We start from the raw sequence: 19,190 nt of genomic DNA, 5'->3' as shown, positions 1-19,190 counted from the left end.
CCCCGTGCCGCGCGGCGGCACGGGGACGGTCGGGAAGGCCGACCTCTCCGGCTTCAGTCCGAGGGGCGGGTCAAGGCAGCTCCCAGACCAGGAGTTCCGTCGGTCCCGCGTCGTCCGCGACCATCCCGCGGCCCGCGCACGGCGCGATCCGCGCCGCGTCCCCCGGTCCCAGCCACTCGCCGTCCGTCCGCTCCCCGTCCGTCCGTTCCCCGTCCAGCCGCACGGAGTCCAGCCGCACGGCGCCCCGCACCACGTGCACGTACACCCGCGGCGCGTCCGGCAGCGCGACCGGCGCTCCCGGGGCCGGGCGGCGCGGGTACAGCACGGCGCCCGCCCGTTCCACGGCGAGCGGCGTGCGGTCCGCGATGCCGCGCACCACCTCGTACTCCGGCTGCCCGCCGGGCCGCTCCGGCGACAGCCAGGTCTGTACGAAGACCAGCGGCGCTTCGCCGTCGTTGCGCTCCTCGTGCCGCACGCCGGAGCCCGCGCCGAGGCGCTGGACGTCACCGGGGCGCACGACCGTCTCGTTCCCCGCCGAGTCCCGGTGGGTCAGCTCTCCCTCGACGACCCAGGTCACGATCTCCGTGTCGCGGTGCGGGTGCTCCGCGAAGCCCGCCCCCGGCGCCAGCCGCTCCTCGTTGCAGGCGACGAGCGCGCCGAAGCGGAGATTGTCCGGGTCGTAGAACCTGCCGAAGGAGAACGCGTGCCGGGTGTCGATCCCGGCCTCCGCGTCGCCGCCCGGGAACCGTGCGTCCGCCCGCCAGACCTCGCTCATGCCCTCACCGTAGACGGCGGCACGCGGGCGGGCACGGGCGGCCTCGCGGGCACGGCACCGGCCCCGCGCCCCCGGACCGGCCACGGATGAGGCAGGCTTGTCCCGTGCCTCAATCCGATGCGTCTGATCACTCCCATGCCCACGCCGGCACCCTGCGCCGGCTGGAGAAGTCGTCCGGCAGCCTCGCGGCGAGCGCCATCGCCCGCATGGACGAGACGCTGCCGTGGTACCGGGCGATGCCCCCGGAGAACCGGTCCTGGATCGGACTGGTCGCCCAGGCCGGCATCGCGGCCTTCACCGAGTGGTTCCGGCACCCGGAGACCCCGCAGGCGATCAGCACGGACGTCTTCGGCACCGCGCCGCGCGAGCTGACCCGGGCGATCACGCTGCGGCAGACCGTCGAGATGGTCCGTACGACCATCGAGGTCATGGAGTCGGCGATCGACGAGGTCGCAGCCCCCGGTGACGAGTCGGCGCTGCGCGAGGCGCTGCTCGTCTACGCCCGTGAGATCGCCTTCGCCACCGCCCAGGTGTACGCGCAGGCCGCCGAGGCCCGGGGCGCCTGGGACGCCCGGCTGGAGTCGCTGGTCGTCAACGCGGTGCTGTCCGGGGAGGCCGACGAGGGCGCGCTGTCCCGGGCCGCCGCGCTGGGCTGGAGCTCGCCCGAGCATGTCGCGGTCGTACTCGGCACCGCGCCCGACGGCGACAGCGAACTGACCGTCGAGGCCATCCGCCGCGCCGCGCGGCACGCCAAGCTCCAGGTGCTCACCGGGGTGCTCGGCACCCGGCTGGTGGTGATCGCGGGCGGCAGCGACGACCCGCTGCGCTGCGCGAAGGACCTGATCGGCCCGTTCGCCGCGGGCCCGGTCGTGGCCGGCCCCGTCGTCGGCGACCTGCTGTCCGCGACCCGTTCCGCCGCCGCCGCGGCCGCCGGGCTGAGGGCGTGCGCGGCCTGGCCCGACGCGCCCCGTCCGGTGCTCGCGGACGATCTGCTGCCGGAGCGCGCGATGGCCGGCGACACCGCCGCCCGCGAGCAGCTGGTGGAGGAGATCTACAGACCGCTGGAGGAGGCCGGCTCGGCGCTCCTGGAAACCCTGAGCGTCTATCTGGAGCAGGCGAGCAGCCTCGAAGGCGCCGCCCGGATGCTTTTCGTTCACCCCAACACCGTGCGCTACCGGCTCCGACGTGTGACAGACGTCACCGGCTGGTCGCCCTCCGACGTGCGGTCGGCGTTCACGCTGCGCGTCGCGCTGATCCTGGGGCGACTTCGGGACGCGGATTCCCAGCCGTAGCTTTTTGTCGGACACCCACAATTACCCTGTCCGTTCTTGGTCCCTGTCCCCACCGGCGGCGGGGGCCGCCGACAAGAGAGAGTGTGAGAGTGCTCGTACTCGTCGCTCCCGGCCAAGGCGCTCAGACGCCCGGCTTCCTGACTCCCTGGCTCGACCTCCCCGGTGTCTCCGCACGCCTGGCGGAGTGGTCGGCCGTCTCCGGCCTGGACCTGGTCCACTACGGCACGGAGGCCGACGCCGACGCGATCCGCGACACCGCCGTGGCCCAGCCGCTGCTGGTGGCCGCGGGCCTGGTCTCCGCCCGCGCCCTCTTCGACGACCCGGCGGCCGACATCCCGCGGCTGGTCGGCGCCGCCGCCGGACACAGCGTCGGCGAGCTGACCGCCGCCGCGCTCACCGGTGTGCTGAGCGAGACGGACGCCATCGCGCTGGTGCGCAAGCGGGGCCTGGCGATGGCCGAGGCCGCGGCCGTCACCGAGACCGGCATGTCCGCCGTGCTCGGCGGCGACCACGAACAGGTCGTCGCGCATCTGACCAAGCTCGGCCTGGCCCCGGCGAACGTCAACGGCGCCGGCCAGATCGTCGCCGCGGGCACCGCGGAGCAGCTGGCGGCGCTCGCCGAGGACCGGCCCGAGAAGGCGCGCGTCATGCCGCTGAAGGTGGCCGGGGCGTTCCACACCCACCACATGGCTCCGGCGGTCGCCGCGATGGAGGACGCCGTCGGCGCCCTCACCGTCCACGACCCGCACACGCCGTACGTCTCGAACCGGGACGGGCAGACCGTCAAGTCCGGCCGGGACGTCGTCCGGCGGCTGGCCGGACAGGTCTCCAACCCGGTCCGCTGGGACCTGTGCATGGAGACCTTCAAGGCCCTGGGCGTCACCGCGCTGATCGAGGTCTCCCCCGCCGGCACCCTCACGGGCCTGGCCAAGCGGGCGCTGCCGGGGGTCAAGACGCTGGCGCTGAAGACACCGGACCACATCGAGGCCGCCCGCGAGCTCATCGCCGAGCACGCCGGCCCGTCCGCGGAACAGGAGCGCTCCTCACGATGACGTCGAAGATCAAGCCCGGCAAGGGCGCACCGTACGCGCGGATCACCGGCGTCGGCGGCTACCGCCCCACCCGGGTGGTGCCGAACGAGGAGATCCTCAAGCACATCGACTCGTCCGACGAGTGGATCCGCTCGCGCTCCGGCATCGCCACCCGGCACTGGGCGGGCCCGGAGGAGACCGTCGCGGTGATGGCGGTCGAGGCGGCGGGCAAGGCCATCGCCGACGCGGGGCTCGATCCGGAGCAGATCGGCGGCGTCATCGTCGCCACCGTCTCGCACTTCAAGCAGACCCCCGCCATCGCCACCGAGATCGCGCACAAGCTGGGCGCCGGCAAGCCCGCGGCGTTCGACATCAACGCGGGCTGCGCGGCCTTCGGCTACGGGCTCACCCTGGCCAAGGGCATGGTCACCGAGGGCAGCGCCGAGCACGTCCTCGTCATCGGCGTCGAGCGGCTGTCGGACCTGACCGACGTCACGGACCGCTCGACGGCGTTCCTGTTCGGCGACGGCGCGGGAGCGGTCGTCGTCGGCCCGTCCCAGGAGCCGGCGATGGGCCCGAGCGTCTGGGGCTCGGAGGGCGACAAGTCCGACGTCATCTCGCAGACCGTCCCGTGGGACGGCTACCGCGTCGGCGACGTGGGTCAGCTGCCGGTCGGCGCCGACGGGGAGCTGAAGTTCCCCGCGATCCGCCAGGAGGGCCAGGCGGTCTTCCGGTGGGCGGTGTTCGAGATGGCCAAGGTCGCCCAGCAGGCGCTGGACGCGGCCGGGGTCAGCCCGGCCGACCTGGACGTCTTCATCCCGCACCAGGCCAACATGCGGATCATCGACTCGATGGTGAAGACCCTCAAGCTGCCCGAGCACGTCACGGTCGCCCGGGACGTCGAGACCACCGGCAACACCTCGGCGGCCTCGATTCCGCTCGCGATGGAGCGGCTGCTCGCGACGGGGCAGGCGAAGAGCGGTGACACCGCGCTGGTCATCGGCTTCGGGGCGGGTCTCGCCTACGCAGCCACGGTCGTTACCCTCCCGTAGGCACATCACCGCGGTCCGGGCTTCCGGGCACGGAACAGCTTCATCCTGAAGATCAGTAACGAAACACACCGAAGGAGCGCCGTCATGGCCGCCACGCAGGAAGAGATCGTCGCCGGTCTCGCCGAGATCGTCAACGAGATCGCCGGTATCCCCGCCGAGGACGTCCAGCTGGACAAGTCCTTCACCGACGACCTGGACGTCGACTCGCTGTCCATGGTCGAGGTGGTCGTCGCCGCCGAGGAGCGCTTCGACGTGAAGATTCCGGACGACGACGTCAAGAACCTCAAGACCGTCGGCGACGCCGCGGACTACATCCTCAAGCACCAGGCCTGAGCGAAGCGTTCGTCGCCACCCCGGCGGTGGCGGTTGAGACACCCCTCTACTCGTGGAGACAGAATTCCGATGAACTCGACCAATGGCACCGTGGTCGTCACCGGTATCGGCGCAACCACACCGCTGGGTGGCGACAGCGCTTCGACCTGGGAAGGCCTGCTCGCCGGGCGCTCCGGGGCCAAGGCACTCGACGGCGAACTCTTCGCCGACCTCCCGGTCCGGATCGCGGCCCCCGCGGCTGTCGAGCCGGGCGACGTCCTGCCCCGGCCGCTGGCCCGCAAGCTGGACCGCTCGGCGCAGTTCGCGCTGATCGCGGCCCGGGAGGCGTGGGCCGACGCGGGCTTCGACGGCCCGGCCGGCGCGGACCCCGGTGACGGCGCGGCCGTGGCGCCCGAGCGGCTGGGCGCGGTCATCGCCTCCGGCATCGGCGGCGTCACCACCCTGCTCGGCCAGTACGACGTGCTCAAGGAGAAGGGCGCACGCCGCGTCTCCCCGCACACCGTGCCGATGCTCATGCCCAACAGCCCGTCGGCCAACGTCGGCCTGGAGGTGGGTGCCCGAGCCGGTGTCCACACCCCGGTCAGCGCCTGCGCCTCCGGCGCCGAGGCCATCGGGTACGCCGTCGAGATGATCCGCACCGGCCGCGCCGACGTGGTCGTCGCGGGCGGCACCGAGGCGGCCATCCACCCGCTGCCGGTGGCGGCGTTCGCCAACATGATGGCGATGTCCAAGAACAACGACGAGCCGGAGAAGGCGTCGCGGCCGTACGACACGGCGCGGGACGGCTTCGTCCTCGGCGAGGGCGCGGGCGTCGTCGTCCTGGAGTCCGCCGAGCACGCCGCCGCGCGCGGCGCCCAGGTGTACTGCGAGGTGCTCGGCCAGGGCCTGTCGGCCGACAGCCACCACATCGCGCAGCCGGAGCCGGCCGGCCTCGGCATCGCCGCGGCCCTGCGCGGGCTGCTGGAGACGACGGACCTCAAGGCGGGCGAGGTCGCGCACCTCAACGCGCACGCGACCTCCACTCCGCTCGGTGACGTCGCCGAGGTCAAGGCGCTGCGCTCGGTGCTCGGCGACGACCTCGACCATGTGGCGATCTCGGCCACCAAGTCGATGACCGGCCATCTGCTGGGCGGCGCGGGCGGTGTCGAGACCGTCGCCACCGTGCTGGCGCTGAAGAACCGGATCGCCCCGCCGACCATCAACATCGACGACCTGGACACCGAGGTGGACGCGGACGTGGTGCGGGGCGAGGCCCGTGCGCTGCCCGAGGGCACGATCGCGGCGCTGAACAACTCCTTCGGGTTCGGCGGCCACAACGTCGTCCTGGCGTTCCGGACGGCCTGAGCCGCGGCGCACCGCCACAGCGCACCGCGCCGGAGCCACGAACGAAGGGGCCCGGCGGCCGACCGGCCGCCGGGCCCCTTTCGCCGTTCGCCCGGCTCTCCGTTCGCCCGGCTCTTCCGCAGGCGTCTTCCGTACGCGTCGTCCCTACGCGTCGTCACAGGCGTCGTCCGTACGGGACTGACGGATCCCTGTGCCGGGACGCCGCGAGTTCGCCCGTACGGATGGCCCTTGCGGATCGCCGTGCGTGACGCACCGTCCGTGCGGACCGCCGTTGCGGACGCCGTGTGAACCGCCGTGTGAACCGCCGTGTGAACCGCCGTGCGGATCGTCCGACGTCGCTCCCGGGCGGTGCGCCGGGGCCCGGCCGCCCCGCCGCAGTCGCGGTCGGCGGTCGGCGGTCGGCGGTCGGCGGTCAGACGACCTGGTGCAGCCAGCGGACCGGGGCTCCCTCGCCGGCGTACCGGAAGGGTTCCAGCTCGTCGTCCCAGGGCTTGCCGAGCAGCTTGGCGATCTCGCTCTCGAGCACCGTCTCACCGCGGCCGGAGCGGGCGAGAGCGGCGCGCAGCCGGTCCTCGGGGATCAGGATGTCCCCGTGGATCCCGGTGACGGCGTGGAAGATGCCCAGGTCAGGAGTGGAGCTGTAGCGCTCGCCCTCGGCGGTGGGGCAGGGCTCCGCGGTCACCTCGAAGCGGAGCAGATGCCAGCCGCGCAGCGCCGACGCCAGCTTGGAGGCCGTCCCCGTCTCGCCCTGCCAGGAGAACTCCGCGCGCCAGGTCCCCGGTTCCGCGGGCTGTCTGATCCAGTCGAGGCTCACGCGCACGCCGAGGACCCCCGCGACGGCCCATTCGACGTGCGGGCACAGGGCACGGGGGGCGGAGTGCACGTACAGGACTCCACGTGTCGTCACCGGGACCTCCAGTGTGGGACGAGGTACGCCTTCCCCAGCGGCCTCGTGCCCGTACCGATCTCGTCCGGAACAGCACTTGACATTCTGCCCCAGAGATCACTTCCGCACCAGGCCTGGAGATCACCAGCAGTAAACACCATGGGGAGCATTTTCTATAAAAGGGACAGGATGTGACGCGCCATAACGTTCGGGAAGCGGAGGGGGTGCCCACCCCTGCCGCGCGGGGCGGCCGTGCGGCCCGCGCCCGGCCGGGTTCCGGCACCGACGGCCGTGGGGAAAAGCTACCGCGCGACGGGCGCACGGGGGTGACGTACCGTCGCTCCGGGACGGTTATCACGGAAGCTTCACTCTCGCAGGGGCCCTCCGGCGCCCTGTCAGGGGAACGCACCGGCGGGCACACACGTTCTTTCCGCGGGTTTGCGGTGAAATTCGGCGAACCCGGACCGGGACCGGCCCGGACGGCGGACCGGAATCCGGCCGCCCGGTGAAGGAGAGGTGGAGGACGCATGCGGGTCAGCCCCCGGCGCACCCCCGGTGAGATCGCCGCGCGCGCCGGCCGGGCCCGGCGGCGTCCCCGCACCCGCGGCGCCGTGGCCGTGCTGGCCGCGGCTGCCGCCCTGCTCACGGCGGTGACGGGGTGCGAGGACGGCGCGGGCTCCGACGACGCCGCGCGGGACCCCTCCCGCAGCCCCTCCCCCTCCCCGCTCTGGGACACGAGCCCGGACTCGCTCGCCGCCGTCGGGGACTCCATCACCCGCGGCTTCGACGCCTGCTCGGTGCTCGCCGACTGCCCGGAGGTCTCCTGGGCGACCGGCACCGGCGACGGGATGCGCAGCCTGGCCCGGCGGCTGCTGGACGACCCTGCGGGCAGCAGCTGGAACCACGCCCGCTCGGGCGCCACGATGGCGGACCTGCCCGCCCAGATGGCGCGGGCGGTCCGGCACCGGCCGGAACTGGTCACGGTGATGGTGGGCGGCAACGACGCCTGCCGGGACACGGTCGCGCTGATGACCCCGGCCGAGGAGTTCCGCGCCGGTTTCCGGACCGCGCTGAAGACGCTGCGCGAGGCGCTGCCGAAGACCCAGGTGTACGTGGCGAGCGTGCCGGATCTGCACCGGCTGTGGTCGGAGGGCCGGAAGAACCCCGTCGGCAAGCAGATCTGGAAGCTCGGCATCTGCCAGTCGATGCTGGGCGACCCGGACTCGTTCGACGCGGCGGACGTCGAGCGGCGGGAGGAGGTGCGGGAGCGGGTGATCGCGTACAACGACGCCCTGGCGGACGTCTGCGGCGCGGACCCGCTGTGCCGGTACGACGGCGGCGCGGTCTTCGACTACCACTTCACCGGCAAGCAGCTGAGCGCCTGGGACTGGTTCCATCCCAGCCGGAACGGCCAGCAGCGGCTGGCGGAGATCGCGCACCGGCAGATCACGGCGGCCGCCCCGCCGTCCTGAGACTCCGCCCGCCGCGGCACCCCGCGGACGGCGGCTGACAGCGGCTCAGCGGCTGACGGCGGCTGACAGCGGCCGCGTCACGGCCGGCAGCGGCCGACCGCCGCCGAACCGCCCACCGCTGCCGCACCGCCGACCACTGACCGCTGCCGCACCGCCGGCCACCGCCCGGCCGTGGCGGGCAGGCGCAGCCGCGCCCGCCGCCCGTGGCTCACGCGGGGCAGCGCCCGGTGCCTCCGGGGCGCTCGCCGCCCGCGGGAGGCCGTACGACCCGTGCGGGAGGTGCCCGGAGCCCCTCGCGCGGGTAGTGAACCCGTTGCCGGCGCGCATTGACCCCTGCAAAGTCATTGACACTGCTCGCGGCTCCTCATTACCGTCACGCCAGGATTTCGAACGAGTGACGAAATATCGAACGTCGCACACCGCGAAAGGGTCCTGGTCTTGCGCATCACCGGAATCACCACCCACGTCGTCGGCACCCCCTGGCGCAATCTGACGTATGTCCAGGTCCATACCGACGAAGGACTCACCGGCGTCGGCGAGACCCGCATGCTCGGCCGCACCGACGCGATGATCGGCTATCTGCGCGAGGCGGAGGCCAACCACCTCGTCGGCTCCGACCCGTTCGCCGTCGAGGACCTCGTACGCCGCATGAAGTACGGCGACTACGGGCGGGCGGGCGAGATCGTCATGTCCGCCATCGCCTGCGTGGAGATGGCCTGCTGGGACATCAAGGGCAAGGCGCTGGGCGTGCCGGTCTGGCAGCTGCTCGGCGGCCGCGTCACGGACAAGGTCAAGGCGTACGCCAATGGCTGGTACACCGTCGAGCGCACCCCCGAGGCGTTCCACGAGGCGGCCCGCAAGGTGACCGACCGCGGCTACCGCGCCCTGAAGCTCGACCCGTTCGGCACCGGCCACTTCGAGCTGGACCACGCCGAGACGCTGCACTCGCTCTCACTGGTCGAGGCCGTCCGGGACGCCATCGGGCCGGACGCGGAGCTGCTGGTCGAGATGCACGGACGGTTCAGCCCGGCGACGGCGATCCGGCTGGCGAAGGAGCTGGAGCGGTTCCACCCGTCCTGGCTGGAGGAGCCCGTGCCGCCGGAGAACCTCAAGGCGCTCGCGAAGGTCGCCGGGAAGACCGACCTGCCGATCGCGACCGGTGAACGCATCCACGACCGCATCGAGTTCCGCGAGCTGTTCGAGTCGCAGGCCGCCGACATCATCCAGCCGGACATCGGGCACATCGGCGGCATCGGCGAGACCCGCAAGCTGGCGGCCACCGCCGAGACCCACTACGTGCTGATCGCGCCGCACAACGTCGGCGGCTCGGTGCTCACCGCCGCCTCGCTCCAGCTCGCGGGCTGCACCCCGAACTTCAAGATCCTGGAGCACTTCAACGACTTCGCCGACGCCGAGATCAAGAAGGTCGTCAAGGGCGCCCCCGAGGTCGTCGACGGCTACTTCCGGCTGCCGGACGCGCCCGGGCTCGGTGTCGAGCTGGACACCGACGCGGCGGCCGAGTTCCCGCAGCAGCAGGCCCGGTTCGACCTGTGGGCCGAGGGCTGGGAGAAGCGCGACCCCACCGGGACGGGCAAGTGACACCGGGACCGGCGGCCGGGGGCCGCGGATGAGCGGGCGGCAGCGGCAGGTCGTCCTGGACCGGCCCGGCGCGTACCGGATCGCGGACACGGAGCCCGCCGAGCCGGGCCCCGGCGAGGTCCGGGTACGGGTCTTCGCCGCCGGGATCTGCGGCAGCGACCGGGAGCTGTACGACGGCACGCGGCACGCGGACTACGTCCGCTACCCCGTCGTCCCCGGTCACGAGTGGTCCGGGACGGTGGAGGCCGTCGGTGACGGCGTCGACCCGGCCCTGGCCGGACGCAGGACCGTCGGGGAGGGCTTCCGCAACTGCCAGGTGTGCGAGCGCTGCCGCCGCGGCGACACGTCGCTGTGCGGCGGCGGCTACGACGAGACGGGCTTCACCCGGCCCGGCGCGTTCGCCGACACGCTCGTGCTGCCCGCCCGGCTGCTGCACCCCCTCGGCCCGGACGCGGACCTGCGGGCCGCGGCGCTGCTGGAGCCCGCGGCCGTCGTCGCGTCCGCCGCGCTGACGGCCCGGGCGCTGCCGGGCGAGCGGGTGGCGGTGGTGGGGGCGGGCACGCTCGGCCTGCTGGCCGTGCAGTTCCTCGCCGCCTCCTCCCCGGCCGAACTGCTCGTCGTGGACCCGCGGCTGGGGCGCGCCGAGGAGGCGCTGGCGTTCGGCGCCACCGAGGTCCGCTCCCCCGACGCGCTCGGCGCGCTCACCGGCCGCTACGACCTGGTCGTGGAGACCGCGGGTGCCCCGCGCAGCGCGGTCGACTCGGTCGCCCTGGCCCGGCGCGGCGGCCGCGCCGTGCTCACCGGACTCCCCGAGCCGGGCTGCGCCGGGCTCGACCCGATCGGCCTGGCCATGAACCAGCTGACGGTGCACAGCGTCTTCGGCGCGCCGTCCGCGGCCTGGTCGTACGCCGTCCGGGCGTTCTCCTCGGGGCTGCTCGACCCGGCACCGCTCATCACCCACGAGTTCACCCTGGAGGAGTACGCCGACGCGATCGCACTCGTCGGCAGCGGTGATCCCGGGGTGGGGAAGGTGCTGCTGCGCCCCTGACCTCCCGCCGCTCTCCGTCCCGACCACTCCCCGGCCGCGCCGCCGCCCCCCGCCCCGCCGTCCGGCGGCTCCCCAGCCCCCGGAAGCGGACCGGACCGGCGTGTCCCCGCGCGCGGCCACCCCGGCCCTCCCGGCCGGCCCCGAGCGTCCCACCGAACCAAGGAGTCCCGTGTCAGACAGCTTCACCCGCCCCGGCCCGAGCGAACGGACCGGCGAGACAGCGCCGGACGGGCCCGCCGGGTCCGCCGGTGCGGCGGAACGGGCCCAAGGGTCCGGCCCGGCGGCGGACGCCGTCCCGGCGCGCGGGCCGCGCCGTCCCGGTTCCGCCGCGCTCGCCCTGCTCGGCGAGCCGGTGCCGGCCGACGACCCCGCCGACGCCTCGCCGCACACCTTCCCCGACGGCGGCTCCTGGCGTACCGAGGTGCCGTCCGTGGAGGGCCCGGAGGCCCTGGCGACGGTGCTGAAGGAGGCGTCCCGGCTGGACGTCCCGGTGCACCGGATCAGCCAGGGCAGCGGCATCTGGATGCTCACCGACGCCGAGATCACCGAGATGGTGGACACCTGCGCCGAACGGGACATCGAGCTGTGCCTGTTCACCGGCCCGCGCGGCACCTGGGACATCGGTGCCGCCACCCGTACCGACAGCCGGGGCGGCGGCCTGCGCGCCCGCGGGCACGACGCGCTCGCGGGCTGCGTCGAGGACGCCGTGCGCGCCACCGAGCTGGGTGTGCGCTGCCTGCTGGTGGCCGACGAGGGCGTGCTGTGGACGCTGCACCGGCTGCGTGAGCGGGGTGTGCTGCCGGCGGACACGACGTTCAAGGTGTCGGCGCTCGTCGGCCCGGTCAACCCGGCCTCGTACGCCGTCTGGGAGCGGCTCGGCGCCGACTCCGTCAACATCCCGTCCGATCTGACCTTCGACCACCTCACCGAGATACGGCGCGTCAGCCGAGCCCCGATGGACCTCTACATCGAGGCTCCGGACGATCTCGGCGGCTATGTCCGGATGTACGACGCCGCCGAGCTGATCCGCCGCGGGGCGCCGCTGTATCTGAAGTTCGGTCTGAGCAAAGCCCCGGCGATCTACCCCTATGGCGCTCAGCTCCGCGACGTCACACTGGACACCGCCCGGGAGCGGGTGCGCCGCGGCCGGCTGGTGCTGGACCTGCTCGCGCGCCACGGCGCGGACGGCGGCATGTCGCCGCTCGGCTCCCGGCTGCCCGGGCCGCTGCGGCGCTTTCCCGCCACCGAGGCCCCGGGGGAGCACGGCCCGCACGACGCGCAGAACCCGTAAGGGGTGTCCTCGGCACCCGCACCAGCGGCGCGAGCCGCCGGACCGGCACGACCACCGGTCCGCCCGCACCAGGGAAGGATTCGATCACCATGCGTACCCACAGAGCCGTGGGCGCGGCTCTCGCCGCCGCGCTGCTCGCGGCCTCGCTCACCGCCTGCGGCCAGAACGCCAACGGCGTCGGCCGGGACAGCCGCAAGGGGGAGGACGCGAAGGGCGGCACCATCGGCCTCGCGATGCCCACCAAGTCCTCCGAGCGCTGGATAGCCGACGGCCGGAACATGGCGAAGCAGTTCCAGTCCAAGGGCTACAAGACGGACCTCCAGTTCGGCAACGACGACGTCGACGAGCAGGTCGCCCAGATCGAGAACATGATCGCCAAGGGCCACAAGCTGATCGTCATCGCCGCGATCGACAGCGCGGCCCTGACGAACGTCCTCGACCGGGCCGCCGACGCCAACATCCCCGTCATCGCCTACGACCGGCTGCTGATGGGCACCGAGCACGTCGACTACTACGCGACCTTCGACAACTTCAAGGTGGGCGTGCAGCAGGGCACGTACATCGTCGACAAGCTGGGCCTGAAGGAGAAGGACGGCGGAAACCCGGAAAAGGGCCCGTTCAACATCGAGCTGTTCGCCGGCTCCCCGGACGACAACAACACCCGCTTCTTCTTCAACGGCGCGATGAGCGTCCTGAAGCCGTACATCGAGGACAAGAAGCTCGTCGTCCGCAGCGGCCAGACGAAGCTCAACCAGATCACCACGCTGCGCTGGGACGGCGGCACCGCGCAGAAGCGGATGGACGACCTGCTGTCGGCGTCGTACACCTCGGAGAAGGTGGACGCCGTCCTCTCGCCGTACGACGGCATCTCCATCGGCATCCTGTCCGCGCTCAAGAGCGTGGGCTACGGCAGCAAGAGCCAGCCGTACCCGGTCATCACCGGGCAGGACGCCGAGAAGGCCTCCGTGAAGTCCATCATGGCGGGCGAGCAGACGCAGACCGTCTACAAGGACACCCGCAAGCTCGCCAAGGCCACCGTGCAGATGGGCGACGCGATGCTGACGGGCGGCGAGCCGCAGGTCAACGACACCACGTCGTACGACAACGGCAAGAAGGTCGTACCGGCCTTCCTGCTTCAGCCGGTGAGCATCGACAAGTCCAACACCCAGCTGCTGATCGACGAGGGCTACTACAAGCCCTCGGAGCTGAAGTAGAGGGGCGGCGCGATGAGCAGCGGGACCGCTCCGGTGCTGGAGATGCGCTCCATCACCAAGACCTTCCCGGGCGTCAAGGCGCTCTCGGAGGTCGAACTCACCGTCCGCGAGGGCGAGATCCACGCGATCTGCGGGGAGAACGGCGCCGGCAAGTCGACCTTGATGAAGGTCCTCAGCGGCGTCCATCCGCACGGCAGCTACCAGGGTGACATCGTTTTCCGGGGTGAGCCGTGCGCCTTCAAGGATATCCGCGCCAGCGAGCGGCGCGGCATTGTGATCATTCACCAGGAACTCGCCCTGGTGCCGTATCTCTCGCTCGCCGAGAACATCTTCCTCGGCAACGAGCACGCCACCCGCGGCGTCATCCACTGGAACGACACCCTCGGGCACGCCGGGAAGCTGCTGCGCCGGGTCGGGCTGACCGACCCGCCGCTGACCCGGGTCGCGGACATCGGCGTGGGCAAGCAGCAGCTGGTGGAGATCGCGAAGGCGCTGTCGAAGGAGGTGAAGCTCCTCATCCTGGACGAGCCCACCGCCGCGCTGAACGACGAGGACAGCGCGAAACTCCTCGATCTGCTGCTGGAGTTCCGGGCGCAGGGCATCTCCTGCATCCTCATCTCGCACAAGCTGGGCGAGATCCGCAAGGTGGCCGACTCCGTCACCATCCTGCGGGACGGCCGCACCATCGAGACGCTCACGGTCCGCGAGACGCCCGACGCCGAGCCGGTGGTCTCCGAGGACCGGATCATCCGCGGCATGGTCGGCCGCGATCTGGACCACCGCTTCCCCGAACGCACCCCGTACGAGGGCGACGACGCGGGCGAGACCGCGTTCGCCGTCTCCGGCTGGACCGTGCACCACCCGATCGACCAGCAGCGCAAGGTCGTGGACAACGTGTCGGTCGAGGTGCGCCGCGGGGAGATCGTCGGCATCGCGGGGCTGATGGGCGCCGGGCGCACCGAGCTGGCGATGAGCGTCTTCGGCCGCTCCTACGGGCGGTACGCCGCGGGAAGCGTGTACGTCGACGGCCGGGAGGTGTCCACCCGCACCGTGCCCGCCGCGGTCCGGCACGGCATCGCGTACGTCACCGAGGACCGCAAGACCTACGGGCTCAACCTGGGCGACCACGTCAGCCGCAACATCTCGCTCGCCGCGCTGGACAAGGTCGCCCACCGCGGCGTGGTCAGCGAGCACGAGGAGACCCGGGTCGCCGAGCGGTTCCGCAAGAGCATGAACATCAAGGCGCCCACGGTGTTCGAGCCGGTCGGCCGGCTCAGCGGCGGCAACCAGCAGAAGGTCGTGCTCAGCAAGTGGATCTTCGCGGGTCCGGAGGTACTGATCCTCGACGAGCCGACCCGCGGCATCGACGTCGGCGCCAAGTACGAGATCTACACGGTGATCAACGACCTGGCGGCGCAGGGCAAGGCCGTGGTCTTCATCTCCTCGGAACTGCCCGAGCTGCTGGGGATGTGCGACCGGATCTACACGATGGCGGCCGGCCGGCTGACCGGCGAGGTGGCCCGGGCCGACGCCACCCAGGAAGTGCTGATGCGCCACATGACCATGGACAGATCGTTGACGGCGACGACGCCGGGCCGGACCGACGGGCCGGCGGACCAGGAGCGAGGACTGACGGGATGAGCGCGCCCACCACGAAGACGGACAGCGCGGCCGGTGCCGCGTCCTCCCCCGGCGGCCCGGACGGCCTGCTCGGGACCCTGGCCCGCGGCATGCGCGCCAACATGCGGCAGTACGGCATGCTGCTGGCGCTGGCGCTGATCGTCGTGCTGTTCCAGATATGGACCGACGGCATCCTGCTGAAGCCGCAGAACGTCACCAACCTGGTCCAGCAGAACAGCTACATCCTGATCCTCGCCATCGGGATGATGATCGTCATCATCGCCGGCCACATCGACCTGTCGGTCGGATCGCTGGCCGCGTTCATCGGCGCCGCCGCGGGCGTGATGATGATCAAACACGACATGCCCTGGGCACTGGCGCTGGCGCTCTGCCTGCTGATCGGCGCCGCCGCCGGGGCCTGGCAGGGCTTCTGGATCGCGTATATCGGCATTCCGTCCTTCATCGTGACGCTGGCCGGGATGCTGCTGTTCCGGGGCGCCACGCAGATCCTGCTGGAGGGCCAGACGCTGCGGCCCTTCCCCGACGGCTTCCAGTCGGTCGGCAACGGCTTCATCCCCGAGATGGGCCCGTACACCGACTACCACAACCCGACCCTGGTGATCGCGCTCGCCGTGATCCTCTTCGTGCTGTGGCGGGAGTGGCGGGACCGCAAGCGTCAGGAGGAGTACGAGCTCGACGTGATCCCGATGGGGCTCTTCGTCGCCAAGTGCACCGCCCTGGTCGCCGCGATCGTGGCCTTCGCCCTGACCCTGGCCAGCTACCACGGCGCCCCGATCGTGCTGCTGGTGCTGTGCGGTCTGCTGATCGCGCTCGGCTTCGTGATGCGCAACGCGGTCATCGGCCGCCATGTGTACGCCCTCGGCGGCAACCGGCCGGCGGCCAAGCTGTCCGGCGTCAAGGACAAGCGCGTCACCTTCCTGGTCTTCGTCAACATGGGCGTGCTCGCGGCGCTGGCCGGTGTCGTCTACGCCGCGCGGCTGACCGCGGCCACCCCCAACGCGGGTATCAACTTCGAGCTGGAGGCCATCGCCGCCGCCTTCATCGGCGGTGCTTCCGCCAGCGGCGGCGTCGGTACGGTGCTGGGCGCCATCATCGGCGGTCTGGTGCTCGGCGTCCTCAACAACGGCATGTCGCTGGTCGGCATCGGCACCGACTACCAGCAGGTCATCAAGGGTCTGGTGCTGCTGGCCGCGGTCGGCTTCGACGTCTGGAACAAGCGCCGTGTCGGTTCCTGACCCGGCCCCCGCGTCCGTCCCCGGCCCGGCTTCCGGGCCGGGGACGCATCGGGGCCCGTTCCTCCCGAAAGGCCCCCTCTCCTGACCGAAAGGCCCCCTTTTCCCTCCTGAAAGAATGGGCGAGGCATATGACAACTTCGAGACGCACCGTGATCGCGGCAGCGGCGGCGGGATTGGCAGCGAGCATGACGACAACGGGAACAGCCCGGGCGGCGGGCACAGGAGCGGAGCTCCGGCCGCCCTCCCGGGAACCCTTCGGACAGCTTCCGGACGGCACCCGGGTCGACCGGTGGACCCTCGCGGCAGGCGGGACGAGACTCGGCGTCCTGTCCTACGGCGGCATCGTCCAGTCGCTGGAGGTCCCGGACCGCCGCGGCCGGTACGCCAACATCTCGCTGGGCTTCGGAAACGTCGGCGACTACGTCACCCACAGCCCGTACTTCGGTGCCCTGATCGGCCGCTACGGCAACCGGATCGCCGAGGGCCGCTTCACCCTGGACGGCGAGACGTACCAGTTGCCCGTCAACGACGGCCCGAACAGCCTGCACGGCGGCGACAAGGGCTTCGACAAGCTGATCTGGGACGTGGAGCCGTGGGCCCGCGGCGGGGAGACCGGCCTCACGCTGTCCCTCACCAGCCCGGACGGCGACATGGGCTATCCCGGCACGCTGCGGGTCCGGGTCGACTACATCCTGACCCGGACCGGGGCCTTCCGGATCGTTTACGAGGCGACCACCACGGCGCCCACGGTCGTCAACCTCACCAACCACACCTATTTCAACCTCTCGGGCGAGGGCAGCGGCTCGGTGTACGACCACGAGCTCCAGCTCGACGCCTCCCGCTTCACCCCGGTCGGGGAGACCCTCATCCCGACCGGCGAACTGGCCCGGGTCGCGGGCACGCCGTTCGACTTCCGCCGCGCGAAGCCGATCGGCGAGGACATCCGCGAAGCCCACCAGCAGGTGCTGTACGGCCAGGGCTTCGACCACAACTTCGTGCTGGACAAGGGCATCACGCCCCGCCCGGAGAACGCGATGAAGGTCACCGACCCGGCCTCCGGCCGCACCCTGCGGATCGCCACCACGGAGCCCGGCGTCCAGCTCTACACCGGCAACTTCCTCGACGGCTCCTTCGCGGGCACCTCGGGACGGGTCTACCGGCAGGGCGACGCGTTCTGCCTGGAGACCCAGCACTTCCCGGACTCCCCGAACCAGCCGGACTTCCCGTCCACGGTGCTCCGCCCCGGCGAGCGGTACCGCTCGGAGACGGTGCACACCTTCGGCACCACCCGCTGAGTCCGCCGGGACGCCGGGGGCGGTGACGCCGCTCCCGGCGCGCGGGGCATCACCGCGCGCCCACCGGGGCAGTACGCCCCGACCTGCGCGGGCAGAGTGTCCCGGTCCTGCCCCCGCGGCCCTTGCCGCCGCCGCGGCGGCGTCCGTAGCGTGCCCGGCCAGAAGGATCCGTGTCTCCACCGCCCGACGGCCCGGCCGGCGGACGGCGGCCGACGAAAGGACCGGCCTTGCGGCAGATGCGCAACCGCAGGACTCGCCCCGCGACCACCACCACGCCCGCCACGACCACGCCCCCTTCGACCACGCCCCCTTCGGCCACATCCCCGGCCGGCCCGGCTCCCGCCCGCCGGACCCGCCCGCGGGGCGCGCTGCTCACCGCGGCCGTCCTCACCGGGGCCCTCGCGGTCCCGCTCGCGGGGGCCCCGGCGGCCGGAACCACGGCCGCCGCGGCCGCGGAGCCCACCTACGAGGAGCAGTTCCTCACCGACCCCGAGCCGCAGGAGATCCTGCGGCGCAGCGGCTTCGACACCGTCGCCTCCGACTTCACCGCGGCCCTCGGCGGCGTCGACAGCCCGGAGCAGGCGCGGAGCCTGACCGAGCGGAGCGGCGAGGAGCTGTGGCAGCGGGCCGTGGACCGGGCCCAGGGCCGCGGCCCGGACGGCGGTGACCTGAGCCGGAGCGACGACCGGCCGCTGTACTGGGCCCGGCTGGGGATGACCACGGCGCTGCGCACCTGGGAGCCGTCCGCCTTCGAGCTGACCGACACCGGGCGCGCGGACCTGCTGAACCGGCTGGAACGCACCTCCCGCGGCCACACCTCGATCGACCTGCCGCCGGACGGCGGAGGCGGCGGGACCGGCGAGGACACCGTCAAGCGCGTCCTGGTGACCGGCTTCGACCCCTTCCAGCTCAACTTCGACCGGCGCCAGGGCAACCCCTCGGGCGCCGCCGCGCTCGCCCTGGACGGCACGACGATCGACACCCCGTCGGGCCCTGCCCGCGTCGAGACCGCCGTCTTCCCGGTCCGCTGGGACGACTTCGCCGACGGCATGGTGGAGCAGGCGCTGCTGCCGCACTTCGAGCCCGGCCCCTCCCGGGTGGACCTGTTCACCACGATCAGCCAGGGCAGGCCCGAGCAGTTCGACGTCGAGCGCTACAACGGCGCCTGGCGCGGCGGCTACCAGGACAACAACGGCCTGGGCCCCACCGGTGTCATCCCCGTCCCGCCGGGCGTGCCGACGGTCGAACCGCAGCCGCAGTGGACGACGACCAGCCTGCCGTACGAGGCCATGACGACCGCCCCGACCGGTGACTTCACGGTCGTGGACAACACCGCGGTCAGGGAGATCCCCGCGGGCTCCACCGAGGAGGTGCCCAGCCCGGACGGCCCCACCCCGGGCTCCGAGGCCCGCCAGGGCAGCGGCGGCAACTACCTCTCCAACGAGATCGCCTACCGCGCCACGCTGCTGCGCGACGCGGTGGAGCTGGACGTCCCGGGCGGCCATCTGCACACCCCGGTGCTCGCCTTCGGCTCCGGCAACAACGGCGAGATCCAGGACCCGGAGTTCATCGCGAACCGGGAGGCCATCACGGCGCAGATCCGCGAACTCGTACGGGTGGCGGCGGGCACCACGTCCTGAGCGTGGCCGCCCTTCCCGAGCGTGGCCGCCCTTCCTGCGCGT

The 19,190-nt window shown here is 72.5% G+C and carries 16 protein-coding genes; 14 read left to right on the top strand and 2 right to left on the bottom strand.

Translation table 11 applies throughout. The features are described from left to right. Positions 1 to 70 precede the first annotated feature (70 nt). A complete protein-coding gene (locus GCU69_RS01770; protein ID WP_098751736.1) occupies positions 71 to 775 on the bottom strand; it encodes a pirin family protein in 705 nt (234 codons plus the stop codon). 86 nt (positions 776 to 861) lie between these two features. Between GCU69_RS01770 and GCU69_RS01765 the strand changes: the two genes are divergently transcribed. From GCU69_RS01765 to GCU69_RS01745, 5 genes are all read left to right on the top strand, one after another. Further along, a complete protein-coding gene (locus GCU69_RS01765) occupies positions 862 to 2,067 on the top strand; it encodes a PucR family transcriptional regulator (protein WP_098751727.1) in 1,206 nt (401 codons plus the stop codon). A gap of 89 nt (positions 2,068 to 2,156) precedes the next feature. Continuing rightward, positions 2,157 to 3,119, top strand: coding sequence for an ACP S-malonyltransferase (locus tag GCU69_RS01760; RefSeq protein ID WP_098751728.1), 963 nt, complete (start codon positions 2,157 to 2,159; stop codon positions 3,117 to 3,119). Next, entirely contained in the window at positions 3,116 to 4,150 is a 1,035-nt protein-coding gene (locus GCU69_RS01755; protein ID WP_098751729.1) for a ketoacyl-ACP synthase III, read from the top strand. Before GCU69_RS01760 ends, GCU69_RS01755 begins: the two co-directional genes overlap by 4 nt. Positions 4,151 to 4,234: 84 nt before the next feature. Next, a complete protein-coding gene (locus GCU69_RS01750) occupies positions 4,235 to 4,483 on the top strand; it encodes an acyl carrier protein (protein ID WP_098751730.1) in 249 nt (82 codons plus the stop codon). 69 nt (positions 4,484 to 4,552) lie between these two features. Continuing rightward, a complete protein-coding gene (locus GCU69_RS01745; RefSeq protein WP_098751731.1) occupies positions 4,553 to 5,827 on the top strand; it encodes a beta-ketoacyl-[acyl-carrier-protein] synthase family protein in 1,275 nt (424 codons plus the stop codon). Between the two features lie 412 nt (positions 5,828 to 6,239). On the opposite strand, the gene GCU69_RS01740 is transcribed toward GCU69_RS01745, so the two are convergent. Beyond that, entirely contained in the window at positions 6,240 to 6,734 is a 495-nt protein-coding gene (locus GCU69_RS01740) for a DUF3145 domain-containing protein (protein WP_098751732.1), read from the bottom strand. A gap of 506 nt (positions 6,735 to 7,240) precedes the next feature. On the opposite strand from GCU69_RS01740, the gene GCU69_RS01735 reads away from it, so the two are divergent. From GCU69_RS01735 to GCU69_RS01695, 9 genes are all read left to right on the top strand, one after another. Next, positions 7,241 to 8,185: a GDSL-type esterase/lipase family protein gene (locus GCU69_RS01735; protein ID WP_098751733.1), complete on the top strand. Its 945-nt coding sequence runs from the start codon at positions 7,241 to 7,243 to the stop codon at positions 8,183 to 8,185. 438 nt (positions 8,186 to 8,623) lie between these two features. Continuing rightward, complete coding sequence (locus GCU69_RS01730; RefSeq protein ID WP_098751734.1) at positions 8,624 to 9,784, top strand: mandelate racemase/muconate lactonizing enzyme family protein; 1,161 nt, start codon at positions 8,624 to 8,626, stop codon at positions 9,782 to 9,784. Positions 9,785 to 9,812: 28 nt separating this feature from the next. Continuing rightward, positions 9,813 to 10,832: a zinc-dependent alcohol dehydrogenase gene (locus GCU69_RS01725; protein WP_156204935.1), complete on the top strand. Its 1,020-nt coding sequence runs from the start codon at positions 9,813 to 9,815 to the stop codon at positions 10,830 to 10,832. Positions 10,833 to 11,169: 337 nt separating this feature from the next. After that, the gene (locus tag GCU69_RS01720; RefSeq protein WP_098751753.1) at positions 11,170 to 12,123 is read left to right on the top strand and encodes a hypothetical protein; all 954 of its coding nucleotides are present in this window, start codon (positions 11,170 to 11,172) and stop codon (positions 12,121 to 12,123) included. A gap of 89 nt (positions 12,124 to 12,212) precedes the next feature. Then, positions 12,213 to 13,337 (top strand): multiple monosaccharide ABC transporter substrate-binding protein, encoded by a 1,125-nt coding sequence (chvE, locus tag GCU69_RS01715; protein WP_098751737.1) that lies wholly within the window; start codon positions 12,213 to 12,215, stop codon positions 13,335 to 13,337. 12 nt (positions 13,338 to 13,349) lie between these two features. Then, positions 13,350 to 14,978: a multiple monosaccharide ABC transporter ATP-binding protein gene (gene mmsA / locus GCU69_RS01710; protein ID WP_156204934.1), complete on the top strand. Its 1,629-nt coding sequence runs from the start codon at positions 13,350 to 13,352 to the stop codon at positions 14,976 to 14,978. Further along, entirely contained in the window at positions 14,975 to 16,213 is a 1,239-nt protein-coding gene (gene mmsB, locus GCU69_RS01705) for a multiple monosaccharide ABC transporter permease (protein WP_176604500.1), read from the top strand. Before mmsA ends, mmsB begins: the two co-directional genes overlap by 4 nt. 128 nt (positions 16,214 to 16,341) lie before the next feature. Further along, positions 16,342 to 17,508 carry an aldose epimerase family protein gene (locus GCU69_RS01700; RefSeq protein ID WP_098751739.1) on the top strand — a complete coding sequence of 389 codons (1,167 nt, stop codon included), beginning with the start codon at positions 16,342 to 16,344 and terminating at the stop codon, positions 17,506 to 17,508. 227 nt (positions 17,509 to 17,735) lie between these two features. Next, positions 17,736 to 19,148 (top strand): C15 family peptidase, encoded by a 1,413-nt coding sequence (locus GCU69_RS01695; RefSeq protein WP_235978139.1) that lies wholly within the window; start codon positions 17,736 to 17,738, stop codon positions 19,146 to 19,148. Positions 19,149 to 19,190 lie beyond the last annotated feature (42 nt).

This window comes from Streptomyces lycii (assembly GCF_009735685.1).
GTDB lineage: Bacteria > Actinomycetota > Actinomycetes > Streptomycetales > Streptomycetaceae > Streptomyces > Streptomyces lycii.
This window is presented reverse-complemented; position numbering and strand designations above follow the sequence as displayed.